The following is a 14,865-nucleotide window of genomic DNA, read 5'->3' as shown; positions in this document are numbered from 1 at the left end:
AACCAGCCGATGCTTTTGCATCGGCTGTTTTTATACAGAAAAACCGGCATGCTGCATATGCATGCCGGTTTTATTTTGGGATCTTACTCTTCCCAGATCTTTGTTTGCTCCTCTTCCTTCAGATGCATCTTTTTCTCAATGATTTTTACAATGAAGCCGCTGAGGAATACCAGAATGGTAATCGCCCAACCGCCGATGATGTTGGATGCCAGAGAATAGCCGCCGTAGATACCATTGTTCTTGGTGAACAGGGTGATTACATTCCACAGGAAGAACCCTCCCAACAGAATGGGCGCACAAAACTTGATAGAGGTGCAGAACCACCACGCAGGCATCTTGAACCGCTTGGTGTTTCGGTTGATCTCATCCAGCACCTTACGCAGCTTGAAGCACCAGCCAATGGCGATTGCCTCCAGAAAACCTACCAGAATCAGGTTATAGCTGTTGCACCAGTTGTCCACGATATCCAACCAAGCCACGCCTGCACCGGTCACAAAGAACAGGGAAAATGCTGCGGAAATGATGCAGACCCAGGCGGTTGTCTTACGCTTTGCAATGTGGAACTTATCGGAAATTGCAGTAGAAACGCCCTCCACAATGGAGAATGCAGAATCGATCGCCAAGGTGCACAAGCAGAAGTAGAACACTGCCGCAAAAATCGCATTGACCACACCGGAGCCAGTCAGATGCACAATGGCGGAGGGATAAATCAAAAATGCAGTGGCAATACCGGATGCGGACATGTCGTCTATAGTCATGCCAGTGCCATACATGGTGGTAAACAGCACGATACCGGACAGCACGCTGATGGAAAGATCGGCAAACGCAATGATCACACCGTCCACTGCCACATTCGCATCATCCTGCAGGAAGGAGCCGTAGGCAAACATAATCGCCATCATAATGGACAGAGAGTAGAACACCTGACCGACCGCATCGATCCACAGGTCCGCACTGGCAAGTTCAGCCAGATTCGGCACGAACATCACCTTCAGACCCTCCATAGCCCCAGGCATGGTCATACCCTTGATCGCCATGATCAACAGGCAGGCTACCGGCAGAAACACGGTGTACTTGACCACCTTGCCTACGCTGTTGGCGCCATCCCGGATGCACAAATAAATCACGATCCATGCCACCAGCAGGCAAATCAGCACCGGCCAGGAGATGGTACCATAACCGGAGGTATCCCAGGTGGTTTTCAATAGGTCAGCCCACACACCGGAAGCAGCCGTGGAATCCCCGGTGAGATTTGCGAACTTGTAAGAACATACGGTCATCAAAATAACCCAGCCAAATACCACGGCGTAGTAAATTTCGATCACGAATGCATTTGCGGTTGCAGCCCAGCCGATTGGCTCAAATTTTTTCTTGATGCTGTGCATCGCCTTGGGTGCGCCGCCTCGTACCTTTCTGCCGATGGCGATCTCCATGGTCAGAAGGGGAATGCCGATCACCAGCATTGCCGCCAGATACACCAGCATGAACGCACCGCCGCCATGCTTTGCGCACAGACCTGGAAAGCGCCATGCATTTCCAAGACCTACCGCAGATCCGATTGCGGCAAGGATGAATGTGGATCGGGACGCCCAGGTCCCTCTGCTTGAATCACTCAAAAAAATCTCTCCCATACTTCATTTTATCCGATTTATTATCAAACTATTTTATTGTAGCACGTCGAAAAAAGCATGTCAAGGTGAAATGGCTGGAATTTGTCGAACCAACCGAAAAGTTGTCGATCTTCTTGTCAAATACCAACAAGAACAGGGTGCCTGCCATAAGTGGAATCCATGAAAATGCTCAATCTTCTCACTTAGTGTGCCGGAAAGATTGACTTTATTATAGTACTATGATAAAATAACAAGTATGGCATTTTATTCGTATCAGATAAGGAGAAGATCACATGAAACTCAAGTCTATTTTTGCAATTCTGACCGCCGGCGTGCTGGCATGCGCCGGTCTGACTGCCTGCGGCGATGACAAGGCTGCATCCAACCAGAAGGCTACCTTCACCGTTGGCTTCGACCAGGATTTCCCGCCCTTTGGCTATGTGGACGAAAACGGCGAGTTCACCGGCTTTGATCTGGAGCTTGCCAAGGAAGCTGCAAAGCGTATGGACATGGAAATCAAGCTGCAGCCCATTGACTGGGACTCCAAGGAACTGGAGCTTTCCTCTGGATCCATTAGCTGCATCTGGAACGGTTTCACCATGAACGGCAGAGAAAATGACTACACATGGACAGAATCCTATATGGATAATTCCCAGGTATTTGTTGTAAAGAGTGATTCCGGCATCAAGACCAAGGCTGATCTGGCAGGCAAGATCGTGACCGCACAGACCGATTCCGCAGCGCTGAACGCATTGAACGGCGACGATTTCAAGGATCTGAAGGCAAGCTTCAAGGAACTGTTGACCTGCGCCCAGTACAACACCGCTTTCATGGATCTGGAGGCAGGTGCCGTTGACGCTGTTGCAATGGATATCGGTGTGGCAAAGTACCAGATTGAAGGCAAGGAATCCAAGTTTATCATTCTGGACGAACCCATTGTCAAGGAGCAGTATGCTGTTGGCTTCTACAAGGGCAATACTGAAATGCGGGATAAGGTGCAGAAGGCACTGGACGAAATGGCTGCGGACGGCACCTTTAAGAAGATCTCCGAAAAGTGGTTCGGCTATGATGTCTGCACATTGGCAGCAGCAAAGAACGTCAATACATCTGCATCTGATTCCAACTAACAGGGTAACATCATGTCATTACAAAAAATTTTGCTGGAGCTGCTGTCCGGCATGGTCACCTCATCAGAGATCTTTCTGTTGACCCTGCTGCTGGCACTGCCTCTGGGACTGCTGATCTCTTTCAGCAGAATGGCAAAGTTCCGGGTACTCCGGTTTTTGACCCAGTTTTACATCTCTGTGATGCGGGGTACGCCACTGATGCTTCAGTTGCTGGTGGTGTACTACGGACCTTATTTTATTTTCGGCATCCGGATCACCAACGAATATCGGTTTATTGCAGTCATCATCGGCTTTGTGCTGAACTATGCGGCTTATTTTGCGGAAATCTACCGTGGCGGCATCCAGTCCATTCCGGTGGGACAGTATGAAGCAGCAAAGGTACTTGGCTACAGCCGTGCCCAGTGCTTTGGCAGGATCATCATGCCCCAGGTTATCAAGCGGATCATCCCCGCTCTGACCAATGAGATCATTACACTCATCAAGGATACATCCCTGTCCTTTGCCTTGGCTGTGCCGGAAATGTTCACCACTGCAAAGGCCATTGCCGCAGCAGACAAGACCATGACTGCATTTGCTGCAGCCGGCGTGTTCTACTATGTATTCAACCTGCTGGTGGCAGGAATCATGCGCAAAGTGGAACAGAAGCTGAGTTATTACCGCTGACCGAAAGGATGTTATCATGAGCGTTTTTGAAATCAAGCATGCCAGAAAATCCTTCGGTGATCTGGAAGTGCTCAAGGATATCAGTGTGTCCGTAGAACAAGGGGAGGTAGTTGCCATTCTGGGACCCTCCGGTTCCGGAAAGTCCACCTTCCTGCGTTGTGCAACCATGCTGGAGGAACTGGACGGCGGTTCCCTATGCTATGGCTCCCGGTTCGCAGCCAAGGACGAAAACGGAAAATCCGTTTATGTATCCCGGAAAGAGCGGCACAAGCTGTATGCCCAGTTCGGACTGGTGTTCCAGAACTTCAATCTGTTTCCCCACTACAGCGTCATGGAAAATATCATCAATCCGCTGATGGTGGTGCAGCATATGAAAAAGCCGGAGGCTCTGGAGCGGGGGAAGGCCTTGCTGGAGAAAATGGGGCTGTCGGATAAGGGGGACTATTACCCCTGCCAGTTGTCCGGCGGACAGCAGCAGCGGGTATCCATTGCCCGTGCGCTTGCCATGAATTCCAATATCTTGTTCTTTGACGAGCCTACCAGTGCGCTGGATCCGGAGCTGACCATGGAAATCCTCCGTGTGATCCGGAACCTGGCGGCGGAAAATATGACCATGGTGATCGTGACCCATGAGATTGAATTTGCCAGGAGTGTGGCGGATCGGGTCATCTTCATGGCAGATGGAATCATCGTAGAAGAAGGCAAGCCGGAGGATGTGATCGATAATCCCAGCAACGAGCGTACCCAGGCTTTCCTGAAAAAATTTGAAAGTGCATAATACCACGCCCGGAGGAAATATCTGGGCGCTTTTTGGAGGGCAACATGAATATTCGAGCAATGGCGGTACAGGATACGGATCAGGTGCTTTGCATGATGCGTGTGTTTTACGATTCACCGGCTGTGCTGCATAAGGCACCGAACACCATCCTGCTTCAGGATATTGCAGACTGCGTAGGGGAGTGCCCGTTTATTGAAGGCTATATCTTTGAGGAAGACGGGCAGATCGCCGGCTATGCCATGACGGCAAAAAGCTATTCCACGGAATACGGCGGGCTTTGCATTTGGGTGGAGGATATCTACATCAAGCCTGCCTTCCAGGGACGTGGCATCGGGAAAGCATTTCTGGAGCATCTGGAGGAGCAGTACCGGGGCAGGGCGGTTCGATTCCGACTGGAAGCGGAGGATGAAAACCAACATGCAATCCATCTGTACAGCAAGCAGGGCTATCAAAAGCTGCCCTATGTGCAGATGACCAAGGAAGTATAAAAATTCCCTGGGTGTGCTTTGCATGCCCAGGGGTCTTTTTATCCCACATTGTTTACAATGCCAACGGATACGTACTGATGACAGATGGCAAACAGATCCGTACCCTCACTGCCCTGCCAATTGCGCCCGGGAATCACCCGGAACCGCATATGATCCGGATCCAGTTCCTCTGCGCTGTAGTCATCCGCATAAAACGAATCCTTTGAAACAGTGCATCCATGCATAACGCCCCTGCATGCCTCCAGAGGACAGCCGGGAAAGTTAATGTTCCAGATTTGAGAATCCGTCAGCTTCTTGTCTATGTACTCCTCCAGCAGCTGCGGCAGATACTTGTCCGTTACAGGACACTGCGGGGAATCCTGCGAAAGGGCAATGGCGTGAATGCCCCAGAATGCAGCCTCCAGCGCTGCGCCCACGGTAGCGGAATACTGAATGTCTGACGCAATGTTGTACCCGTTGTTGATGCCGGAAAGCACCACATCCGGCTTCCTGCCCATCAGCTTGATGCCCACCCGGACACAGTCCACCGGAGTGCCGCTGCACGCAAAAGCCCGTACATCAGCTGGAAAAGCATCCTGCCGCCAAACCTCAACCGAATTCAGATAGTGAATGCTGTGGGACATGCCGCTGCGCTGACTGTCCGGTGCCACTACCCACACCTCTCCATAGGGCCTTGCAGCCTGTGCTAGCCGGAGAATGCCCTCCGCCTGTATGCCATCATCGTTTACAACTAAAATGCTTCTGGTTTTCATTGCAGATTCCTCCTGAAAAAGCAAAGCCACTCTTGACGCAATGGTCAAAAGTGGCTTTTGTTTGTATCAGATCACGGATACATACCGATATTTGCAGAAGTTGCGAATTCCTTTGCTGCACCGCCATCCACATATTCAAGCACGGAAGCATCGTACTGGAACTGGAAGTCGAATGCGGCAAAGCCGGAATTGTTGCTGATGCTGAAGGTCACATCCACTGTATCACCGGGTTTGCCTTCCACGGAATTGCAGGTAATCAGGAAAGAACTTGTGTCCGGAGCCTGATCCTTCTGTGCGCCAGCGTTTACACCAACATATCCCTTGGCAGTTTTGATATCCTTAATGGTCACTGCATCATAGGTACAGAAGTCGGTGTGGGTGATGCTGATGGGATAATTGCCTGCCTGGGCACCTTCCTTGATCTTGAACCGGAAGGTCAGGAACTGACCGTTGAAGGTGAAATCCCCCTGCTTGGTCAGATCCATCCACAATGCCTGTCTGGTCTCCAGCTTGGGTGTATTGGTGGAAGAACCGCTCTGTGTAGTGGTCGCTGCCGGATTCGGATCACTCTGCGCCGGATTACCCGGATTAGTCTGTGCAGCAGTTGTAGCCGGCGGCACATAGGGAACTGTTGCCACATTGCCATTGGCATCCGTGGTAACAGCAAACACATTGCCGTTGGCATCGGTCACTGTGGTTACTGTGGTGTCTGTGTTGCCGCTGGGTGCAGCGGTGGTTCCGGTGGAAGAACCCTGGGAATCGTCGATCAGAGTGATCTGCAAACCTGGCTGCAGAATGGCACTCAGTTCCGATTCCGTCAGACTTTCTGTCTTCCCGCCGGATTTGTTACAGCCGACAAATGCAAATGTCATAGCACCAACCAGAGCCAGTGCAAGAACCTTTTTACGATAGCTTTTCATTGTCCCGCTCCTTTAAAAAATTTCTCTCTTTATTATACACATGTGTGAATGGCTTTGTCAAGTGTATTTTGCATTATCACACAGTTTTCAGAATCATCCGGTTCACAGCACTAAGCAGTGCATTGGTGGAAGAAACGATAATATCCGTGTGAATCCCCACGCCCCAGAACAGCTGTCCCTTTCTGTCCTGCAAGGATACATAGGACACCGCCTTGGATTTAGAGCTGACCTCCAGCGCATGCTCTGTGTAGCTTTTCAGAGTATAATCCAGATTCAGCGCATTCTTGACCGCATTGCTCACCGCATCCAGACGACCGTTGCCGCTGGCAGCGACGGTTTCTATGCCTGTACCGGACTGGATGGTCACAATGGCGTCAATGCCATCCTTCTGGGCGTAATGAATGGCAGGCAGTGCAATGGGACTGGACAGATTCACATAGGTATCCTGGAAGATCTGGTAAACCTCCTCCGGCAACAGTTCCTTGTGGGCACGATCAGAAATACTCTTGACATGATAGCCAAAGCCCTCACGCATACCATCCGGCAGCTTGATGCCATAGTAATGCTCCAGCAGGTAGCCAATGCCTCCTTTGCCGGACTGACTGTTGATGCGGATCACGTCTCCGTCGTAGGTTCTGCCGATATCCAGGGGGTCAATAGGCAGATAGGGCACATTCCAGGTGTTGTCCGGATGACTCTCCCGCCATTTCATCCCCTTAGCAATGGCATCCTGGTGGGAGCCGCTGAACGCCGCAAACACCAGGGAGCCGCTGTAGGGCTGCCGCTCGTTGATGTGCATACCAGTGGCATGCTCATAGATCCGGGTCATTTCCGGCAGATCATGAAAATCCAGTCCCGGATCCACTCCCTGGGCGTACATATTCAGAGCAATGGTCACGATATCCGCATTGCCGGTACGCTCTCCGTTCCCAAACAGAGTACCCTCCACCCGGTCTGCGCCAGCCAGCAGAGCAAGCTCGCTTTCTGCCACTGCACAGCCCCGGTCGTTGTGGGGATGCACCGACAAGATCACCCGCTCCCGGTTGTGGAGATGCCTGGACAGATACGCCACCTGATTGGCATATACATGGGGCATCGCACAGGACACCGTATCCGGCAGATTGATAATAACCGGCTGGTTGCAATCCTGCTGCCACACATCCAACACCGCATTGCAGATCTCCAGAGCAAAGTCCATTTCCGTGCCGGTAAAACTCTCCGGAGAGTACTCCAACCGGATATCGCCGCTGCATTTGTCCCGGTATTCCTTACAAAGCTTTGCTCCCTCCACTGCCAGAGCAATGATCTCCGGCTTATCCTTGTGGAATACCTGGGTACGCTGGGCAACAGAGGTGGAATTGTACAAATGCACAATGGCATGGGGTGCCCCTTGGATGGCTTCAAAAGTTCTGGCAATGATGTGCTCCCGGGACTGGGTCAGCACCTGGATGGTCACATCCTCCGGAATCAGATGCTCCTCGATCAGCGTCCGGCAAAAGGCATATTCTGTTTCGGAGGCTGCCGGAAAGCCGATCTCAATCTCCCGGAACCCAGCCTGTACCAGCATCTGAAAGAATGTCAGCTTGTCCTTTAGATTCATAGGGGTGACCAGTGCCTGGTTTCCGTCCCGCAGATCCACACTGCACCACACCGGTGGATGATCAATATATGTTTTTCTGAGCCACTGGAACTCCCCCTCCGGTGCGGGGAAGAATTGGCGGGTATACTTGCTGCTGTGTTTCATATGTCCTCCATTTGGCGTGATCCGGGGAAATAAAAAAGCACTCCGCCTCTGATAAAAGAGGTGAAGCGCTGCTCCACGGTACCACTCTTTTTGACGGCATTGCCGCCCGCTTTCTGCTCTGTAACGGGAGCGCCCGGAAACGCCTACTCAACACTGCTTCAGCGCTCCGCTCCGGGATGAGATGATTCTGCTGCTGCGCTGCCTTGCACCAACCGGCAGTTCTCTGCTGCATCGGACACAGAACCGGATTCCCTTCACTGCGTTTGTGCCGCAAATTCTATGCGTCTATTACTTATAATGATACTACATTCTGCTGCATTTGTCAAGCATCATTGCACATTGACAAACCCGGATCTTTACTGCCTTAATTCTTTTCGCTTTTATCTGTCCATACTATTGACTACGGTTCACTTCTATCATAATGTAATCCTACAAAAAGCATGCGGCTTTTTTCTTTGTTTGTATTGACTATGCGCCTGTGACGGGGTATAATATAAGTGTATGTATATTAATAGAAGGGCGGCAGATAAATGCAAGTTACATTGATCGGCTACACGCCGACACCGGAAAGAATGATTGCCGCAGCTGCAAAGCTGTGCTATTCGGACAGCAGTGCAGCAGACCTGCTGGAGGGTCTGGATCAGGAAAAAACCAATCACTTTATGGAGATGCTCACCAACATTGGACACGAGTCTCCCATTGAGCATGCTTCCTTTACTTTTGCTATTGAGGGAGTATCCCGCAGTCTTCTGGCACAGATCACCCGGCATCGGATCGCATCCTTTTCCGTTCAGAGTCAGCGGTATGTGAAAAAGTCCAATTTTGTGTACATTACACCTCCTGCCATTGCAGAGGATGCAGGAGCACAGGCGGTGTTTGAGGAAGCTATGACTCATGCGTTTGCCGCATACAATCAGCTGGCTGATCAGCTGGAGCAGCGGTATATGCAGGCGCATTTACAGGCTGGTATGAACGAAAAGGCGGCACGCTCCAAGGCTGAAAAACGTGCCATTGAGGACGCACGGTTCGTGCTGCCCAATGCCTGTGAAACCAAGATGGTGGTGACCATGAATGCCCGGAGTCTGTATCACTTTTTCCGGCTTCGCTGCTGCCGCCGTGCCCAGTGGGAGATCCGGGCGCTTGCCATGGAAATGCTCCGGCTGTGCTGTGAAGCAGCTCCGGTGCTGTTTGCAAATGCAGGCCCTGCATGCTGCTCTGGTGCTTGTCCGGAGGGGAAAATGAGCTGCGGCGCAGCGGAGGAAGTCCGCCGCCAGGTGGAGGAACTGCGTCATGCATAAGCCGGGCAAATTGATCGTGCTGGACGGTCTGGACGGCTGTGGAAAGTCCACACAATTTCAATTGCTTTCCCAGCGCATGGAACAGGCAGGGATTCCGGTGCTGCCCATCAGCTTTCCGGATTATGACCACCCCTCCTCTGCGTTGGTCAAGCTGTATTTAAACGGAGAGATCAGTCCCCATGCCGGAGATGTAAACGCTTATGCAGCATCCAGCTTTTATGCGGTGGATCGGTACGCCAGTTATAAGCGCTGTTGGGAGCAGCCCTATCAGCAGGGTACAACCATTCTCGCAAGCCGGTATGTGACCTCCAACGCCATTCATCAGATGAGTAAGCTGCCCCGGCAGGAATGGGATGACTATCTGGAATGGCTGTCAGCGTACGAGTACGATAAGCTGGAGCTGCCCCGGCCGGATCTGGTTCTGTTTCTGGATATGCCGGTGTCGGCAGCACAGAAGCTGCTGTGTGCCAGATACGGGGGAGACGAAACAAAGAAGGACATTCACGAATCCGATGTGGCATATATGGAGCGGTGCCGGGATGCGGCACTGTATGCGGCGCAACAGCAGGGCTGGCAGGTGATCCCCTGTAGCCGGGATGCACAGCCTCTGACAGTGAGGGAAATCGGAGACCGGGTCTGGAAGGTGGTTTGTGAACAAACAGATGTTACAGTTTCATCCGATTCAACTGGAGGATAAAAAATGGATCGATCCGCTGCTGGCGGCATCGGACAATATGGGCGGCAGCTACAGCTTTGCCAATAATCTGGCGTGGCAGCGGCTTGGAAACAGTGAGGTATGCTCCTGGGGCGGCTTTTATCTGAACAAGCAGGAAACAGCGGAGCGGATCTCCTTCTTGTTCCCGGCTGGTAAAGGGGATCTTGCGGCGGCGTTGCGAACGCTGATGGACTATGCCAATCTGCGGGGCAGACCCTTGATTCTGTTCGGCGCATCCGCCCAGGCTGCCGCATTTGTACAGCAGCAGTTTCCCGGACGCTTTTCCGTAACGGCTGACCGGGATGATTTCGATTATATTTACCGGCTGGAGGATCTTCGCACACTGGCAGGCAGAAAATATCACCAAAAGCGGAACCATCTGAAGAAGTTTCAGGCGTACCCCTTTACCTATGCGCCTTTGACAGAAGCGGATTATGAGGACTGCATCCGGCTTAGTGCCGAATGCTACCTGCAAAAGAACGGGATTGCTGAATATACCGGGCAGGTGGAGCAGCTTGCCATCCACACCTTTTTCATGCATTTCCGTGCGCTTGGTCTGATGGGTGGTACGCTCCGGGTGGATGGAAAGCTGGTTGCCTTTACAGTAGGGGAGCGGATCAACAGCAACACCCTGTGTGTCCACATTGAAAAGGGGGACATTGCCTACGAAGGGGTGTACCCGGCGATCAATTACTATTTTGTCAACCATGTGGAGGATCCGGCAATTGCATTTGTGAACCGGGAGGAGGATATGGGGCTGCCGGGACTGCGTAAGTCCAAGCTCTCCTATCACCCGGTGATGCTGCTGGAGAAATATCAGCTTGTCCAGACGGACTTTCAGAAAGAAGGAAAATCATTATGATCTATGTATTTCTTGCAAACGGCTTTGAGGAAATGGAGGCTATGGCGCCTATCGATTGTCTGCGCCGTGCAGGCAAGCAGGTTGTGACCGTAGCAGTGGGCGGTGCGGCAATCCGCAGCTCACACGGTATGCATGTGATCCCGGATTTGACAGAGCAGGAGATCACACTGGATGACAGCCTGGAAATGATCGTGCTGCCGGGAGGCATGCCGGGTACGCTGAATCTGGAAAACTCGGAGCAGGTACAGAAAGCCATCGCCTATTGTGCAGCCCATGACAAATGGATCGCCGCCATCTGTGCTGCTCCTTCTATTCTGGGGCATCTGGGCATGCTGGAGGGGAAGAATGCCACATGCTTTGAAGGCTTTGAGGCGCAGCTGAAGGGTGCCAACGTAACCGGAGAACCGGTATGCGTGGACGGGAGGATCATTACCGCCCGGGGTGCCGGTGTGGCATTGCAGTTCGGACTGAAGCTGACCCAGCTGCTGTGCGGAGATGCGGCTTATAAAAAGCTGCACGACTCCATGCTGTGTGAATGATGGATGCAAAACGAGAACTGCGGCAGAGGATGCTGCAAATGCGGCGACAGCTGAATCCGGTACAGAAAGCCCGGATGGATGCCCAGATCACCCGAAAACTGGCGGAATTACCTGCGTTTTTCCAGGCGGAGGAATTGCTGCTGTATGCCGCAACGGAAATCGAGGTGGACACCCGGGAGATCCTTCGGGTCGCATCGGAACTTGGAAAGCGGGTTTATTTTCCCTGCTGTCAGGTAGCACAGCGTGCAATGCACTTTTATCAGGCATCCTCCTTTGAGGAAATGAGGGCGTCCCACTATGGCATCCTGGAGCCTGCTGCAAACCCGGATGCAGAATGGATGGGGCGCAGCAGACCCCTTTGCATTGTACCGGCATTGGCTGTGGATCGCCGGGGTATGCGGCTTGGATACGGGGGCGGATATTACGATCGGTTCCTTGCCCGGCATCCCCTGGTGCAGACCATCGGGCTTTGCTACACTGCCGGTCTGGTAGACTTAGTGCCCACAGAAGCTTACGATATTCCGCTGGGAATGATACTTACAGAAACGACGTTGGAGGTTTGTAATGGAGGAGCATCGGAATCAATCTGATACAGACGCATTGTTGGAAGAACTGCTGCGGGAAACAGAGGAGCATACTCCTGCGGAACCGGATCAGCCACCTGTCCCGGAGGAGCCGGGGGAATGCCCGGCAGAGCCTGTTTCGGATCCTGAGCCTGAACCGGAATCTGATATGGAAAAGACCCAGTCCTTTCAGTCTGTGAAACATGTTCAGGAGGAGCATGCCGAAGCGGGGCAGGAAAAGCATGCACAGGAGCATTCCCGGAAGCGTCCTGTTGCAAACAGCGCAAAGAGGAAGCACCCTAAACAGTCGCACCCTTCCGCAAAACATGGCAGGGTGCATGCGCAGGGGAAAAAGCGGCGGCGGACAAACCTGCCCTTTGTACTGGTGTGGACGACGATCGTAGTCGCCATTTCTGTGGTACTTTCCGTAGGATTGCTTGCCATCGGCAAGGATATGTACGCAGTGGACAAGGATACGACGGAAAAGATCATCAATGTGCCGGAAAATGCCACCACCGATCAGATTGCCCAGATGCTGTACGAGGAGGATATTATCCGGATCCCGAGAATGTATCGACTGGTATCCAAGCTGAACGGCTCGGACGGCAAGTATGTTGCCGGGGAGCATGTGGTCAGCGCCAGCATGTCCTATGAGACCTTGACCTCCACCCTGACCAAGCCGGTGAAGGCGGAAACTGTCCGGGTTACCTTCCCGGAGGGCATTACCATGCTGGATGCGGCAAAGCTTCTGGAGGAAAACAAGGTCTGCGAAGCCAGCCGATTCATTTACTTCTTCAACATTGCGGATTACAACTATGATATTTTCAAGAAGATGCCCAAATCCAGTGATCTGAAATTCTATCAGCATGAAGGGTATCTGTTCCCGGATACCTATGAGTTCTATGTGGGCATGGATCCGGAGCTTGTATGTCAGAAGATCTTTATGCGTACCAATGAGATCATTTCAGAGGGCAAGCTGGAGGATCTGGATATGACCTATTCCGAGCGCATGGAGGAACTGGACATTTCTCTGGATGAGCTGATGACCCTGGCATCCATGATCCAGCGGGAGGCTTCCAGTGTTTCTTCTATGAAGCTGGTTTCCTCTGTGTTCTGGAACCGTCTGAACGATGCGGAAACCTTCCCGCGGCTCCAGTCCGATCCTACCAGCAAGTATGTGGAGGATGTAATCAAGCCCAACATTTCTGTTGCCAATGATGCCATCTATGAGGCATACGATACTTATAAATGTATCGGTCTGCCCGCAGGTGCCATTTGCAATCCGGGTCGGGACGCCATTGAAGCGGCACTGGATCCGACGGACAGTGCGTTCTATTACTTCTGTGCGGATACGGAAACCGGCGAAATCTATTACGCAAAGACCGATGCGGAGCATGAGGCAAATCTGGAAGCCATCAGAAATCACACAAAGCCCAGCGATAATCTTGACGCTGAGGCGGGACAGGAGAGACCGGATGAGGACGATGATGCAGAATAAGCTGACCCAACCGGAGATCCTGGCACCGGCGGGGGATTGGGAACGGTTTGAGGCTGCGCTGGATTTTGGTGCGGATGCAGTCTATCTGGGAGGCACCCAGTTTGGCATGCGTGCGGCCTCTGCCAGGTTTACTCCGGAGCTTTTGGAGAAGGCAACACGGCTTGCCCATCAGCGAGGAAAGCGAGTATATCTGACCTGTAATACCTTGCCGAGAAATCAGGAGATTCCTTTGTTTGAGGGCTTTCTGGAGCAGGCAGTGGCATGCCAGGTGGATGCGTTGATTGTGGCGGATCTGGGTCTGCTTGCCCTGGTGCGGCAGTATGCGCCGGATATGCCCATTCACATGTCCACCCAGACCGGAATTGTCAATTATGCAGCCGCCAATCAGTTGTACCAGATGGGTGCCAGCCGGGTGGTACTTGCCCGGGAGCTGTCTCTGGATGAGATCGCCGAGATCCGGGCAAAGACCCCCAAGGAGCTGGAGATCGAAGCCTTTGTACACGGTGCTATGTGCATGTCCTTTTCCGGGCGGTGTCTGTTGTCCAGCTATCTGACCAACCGGGATGCCAACCGGGGAGCATGCTCCCAGCCCTGTCGTTGGAGCTATCATCTGATGGAAGAAAAGCGTCCGGGACAGTTCTTCCCGGTATTTGAGGATGAACAAGGCTCCTACATTCTCAATGCAAAGGATCTTTGCATGCTGCCTTATCTGGACAAGGTGGTGGAGGCTGGGGTAGACAGCCTGAAAATCGAGGGCAGAGCCAAGTCTTCTTACTATGTGTCCGTTGTCACCAACGCATACCGGCAGGCGATGGATCTGTATTTACAGGATCCTGCCCGGTTTCAGGTACCGGACTGGCTGCTGGAGGAGGTCTATAAGGTCAGCCATCGGCAGTACTGCACCGGTTTCTTCTTTGGGCATCCCCAAGACTGTCAGTATTACGAAACCGGCGGCTACATCCGCAATTATGACGTGGTAGCGTGCGTGGATCGCTGGGAGGATGACCGGTGCTATGCAACCCAGCGGAACCGGTTCTTTGCCGGAGATCGGGTAGAGATTCTGGCGCCCGGACAAAAGCCCTTTGCATTGGAGATCACGGATCTGCGGGACGGAGAGGGAACTTCCATTGAAACAGCCAATCATGCCATGATGCAGCTGTCCTTTGCCTGTCCTACCCAGGTGCCGCCCCATACCATTATCCGAAAAGCTGTTTCAGAAGTATAATCTGCGCCCGCAAATGCGGGCATTTTTTCTGCCATTTCGATTTTTGTCACTTTATCGTAAGATTGGCGTGCTAGACTATAGGA

At 52.4% G+C, this 14,865-nt stretch carries 15 protein-coding genes and 1 other annotated feature; of the genes, 11 read left to right on the top strand and 4 right to left on the bottom strand.

All coding sequences use genetic code 11. The annotated features are described in order from the left end of the window. Positions 1-83 precede the first annotated feature (83 nt). Entirely contained in the window at positions 84-1,616 is a 1,533-nt protein-coding gene (locus tag QVO51_RS01755; RefSeq protein WP_276747841.1) for a sodium-dependent transporter, read from the bottom strand. A gap of 287 nt (positions 1,617-1,903) precedes the next feature. Between QVO51_RS01755 and QVO51_RS01750 the strand changes: the two genes are divergently transcribed. The 4 genes from QVO51_RS01750 to QVO51_RS01735 are packed head-to-tail and all read left to right on the top strand — an operon-like array spanning position 1,904 to position 4,666. After that, positions 1,904-2,737 (top strand): amino acid ABC transporter substrate-binding protein, encoded by an 834-nt coding sequence (locus QVO51_RS01750; protein ID WP_022356981.1) that lies wholly within the window; start codon positions 1,904-1,906, stop codon positions 2,735-2,737. Positions 2,738-2,749: 12 nt separating this feature from the next. Beyond that, a complete protein-coding gene (locus tag QVO51_RS01745; protein WP_022356980.1) occupies positions 2,750-3,400 on the top strand; it encodes an amino acid ABC transporter permease in 651 nt (216 codons plus the stop codon). 16 nt (positions 3,401-3,416) lie between these two features. Continuing rightward, a complete protein-coding gene (locus tag QVO51_RS01740) occupies positions 3,417-4,178 on the top strand; it encodes an amino acid ABC transporter ATP-binding protein (protein WP_015558993.1) in 762 nt (253 codons plus the stop codon). Positions 4,179-4,222: 44 nt separating this feature from the next. Then, positions 4,223-4,666, top strand: a complete 444-nt coding sequence (locus tag QVO51_RS01735; protein ID WP_022356979.1) for a GNAT family N-acetyltransferase — start codon at positions 4,223-4,225, stop codon at positions 4,664-4,666. Positions 4,667-4,704: 38 nt separating this feature from the next. On the opposite strand, the gene surE is transcribed toward QVO51_RS01735, so the two are convergent. The 3 genes from surE to QVO51_RS01720 all read right to left on the bottom strand — a co-directional run bounded on the left by surE (position 4,705) and on the right by QVO51_RS01720 (position 8,082). Further along, positions 4,705-5,418 carry a 5'/3'-nucleotidase SurE gene (gene surE / locus QVO51_RS01730; protein WP_015558995.1) on the bottom strand — a complete coding sequence of 238 codons (714 nt, stop codon included), beginning with the start codon at positions 5,416-5,418 and terminating at the stop codon, positions 4,705-4,707. Positions 5,419-5,489: 71 nt separating this feature from the next. Continuing rightward, the gene (locus tag QVO51_RS01725; protein ID WP_022356978.1) at positions 5,490-6,338 is read right to left on the bottom strand and encodes a cohesin domain-containing protein; all 849 of its coding nucleotides are present in this window, start codon (positions 6,336-6,338) and stop codon (positions 5,490-5,492) included. A gap of 76 nt (positions 6,339-6,414) precedes the next feature. Next, complete coding sequence (locus QVO51_RS01720; RefSeq protein ID WP_022356977.1) at positions 6,415-8,082, bottom strand: 2-isopropylmalate synthase; 1,668 nt, start codon at positions 8,080-8,082, stop codon at positions 6,415-6,417. Positions 8,083-8,135: 53 nt separating this feature from the next. Continuing rightward, positions 8,136-8,349, bottom strand: a binding site (T-box leader). 263 nt (positions 8,350-8,612) lie between these two features. On the opposite strand from QVO51_RS01720, the gene thyX reads away from it, so the two are divergent. Genes thyX through QVO51_RS01685 form a run of 7 tightly spaced genes read left to right on the top strand, consistent with a single transcriptional unit; the run spans position 8,613 to position 14,782 of the window. Beyond that, entirely contained in the window at positions 8,613-9,380 is a 768-nt protein-coding gene (gene thyX / locus QVO51_RS01715; RefSeq protein WP_022356976.1) for an FAD-dependent thymidylate synthase, read from the top strand. Beyond that, positions 9,373-10,077 (top strand): dTMP kinase, encoded by a 705-nt coding sequence (locus QVO51_RS01710; protein WP_022356975.1) that lies wholly within the window; start codon positions 9,373-9,375, stop codon positions 10,075-10,077. Before thyX ends, QVO51_RS01710 begins: the two co-directional genes overlap by 8 nt. Beyond that, complete coding sequence (locus QVO51_RS01705; protein WP_276748102.1) at positions 10,031-10,957, top strand: DUF2156 domain-containing protein; 927 nt, start codon at positions 10,031-10,033, stop codon at positions 10,955-10,957. The genes QVO51_RS01710 and QVO51_RS01705 overlap by 47 nt, the downstream gene beginning before the upstream one ends. Further along, complete coding sequence (locus QVO51_RS01700) at positions 10,954-11,496, top strand: DJ-1 family glyoxalase III (RefSeq protein WP_022356973.1); 543 nt, start codon at positions 10,954-10,956, stop codon at positions 11,494-11,496. Before QVO51_RS01705 ends, QVO51_RS01700 begins: the two co-directional genes overlap by 4 nt. Then, positions 11,493-12,086, top strand: a complete 594-nt coding sequence (locus QVO51_RS01695; protein WP_367997700.1) for a 5-formyltetrahydrofolate cyclo-ligase — start codon at positions 11,493-11,495, stop codon at positions 12,084-12,086. The genes QVO51_RS01700 and QVO51_RS01695 overlap by 4 nt, the downstream gene beginning before the upstream one ends. Continuing rightward, on the top strand, positions 12,061-13,557 hold the full coding sequence (gene mltG, locus QVO51_RS01690) for an endolytic transglycosylase MltG (protein ID WP_022356971.1): 1,497 nt from the start codon (positions 12,061-12,063) through the stop codon (positions 13,555-13,557). The genes QVO51_RS01695 and mltG overlap by 26 nt, the downstream gene beginning before the upstream one ends. Next, complete coding sequence (locus tag QVO51_RS01685) at positions 13,544-14,782, top strand: peptidase U32 family protein (protein WP_288167739.1); 1,239 nt, start codon at positions 13,544-13,546, stop codon at positions 14,780-14,782. Before mltG ends, QVO51_RS01685 begins: the two co-directional genes overlap by 14 nt. The last annotated feature ends 83 nt before the right edge of the window (positions 14,783-14,865 follow it).

Origin of the sequence: Ruminococcus sp. CAG:379 (assembly GCF_000434255.1) — a bacterium.
In the GTDB taxonomy this organism is placed as follows: Bacteria; Bacillota; Clostridia; order Oscillospirales; family Ruminococcaceae; genus Ruminococcus_F; species Ruminococcus_F champanellensis.
The sequence above is the reverse complement of the archived record's forward strand: the minus strand, read 5'-3'. Positions and strand labels throughout refer to the sequence as shown.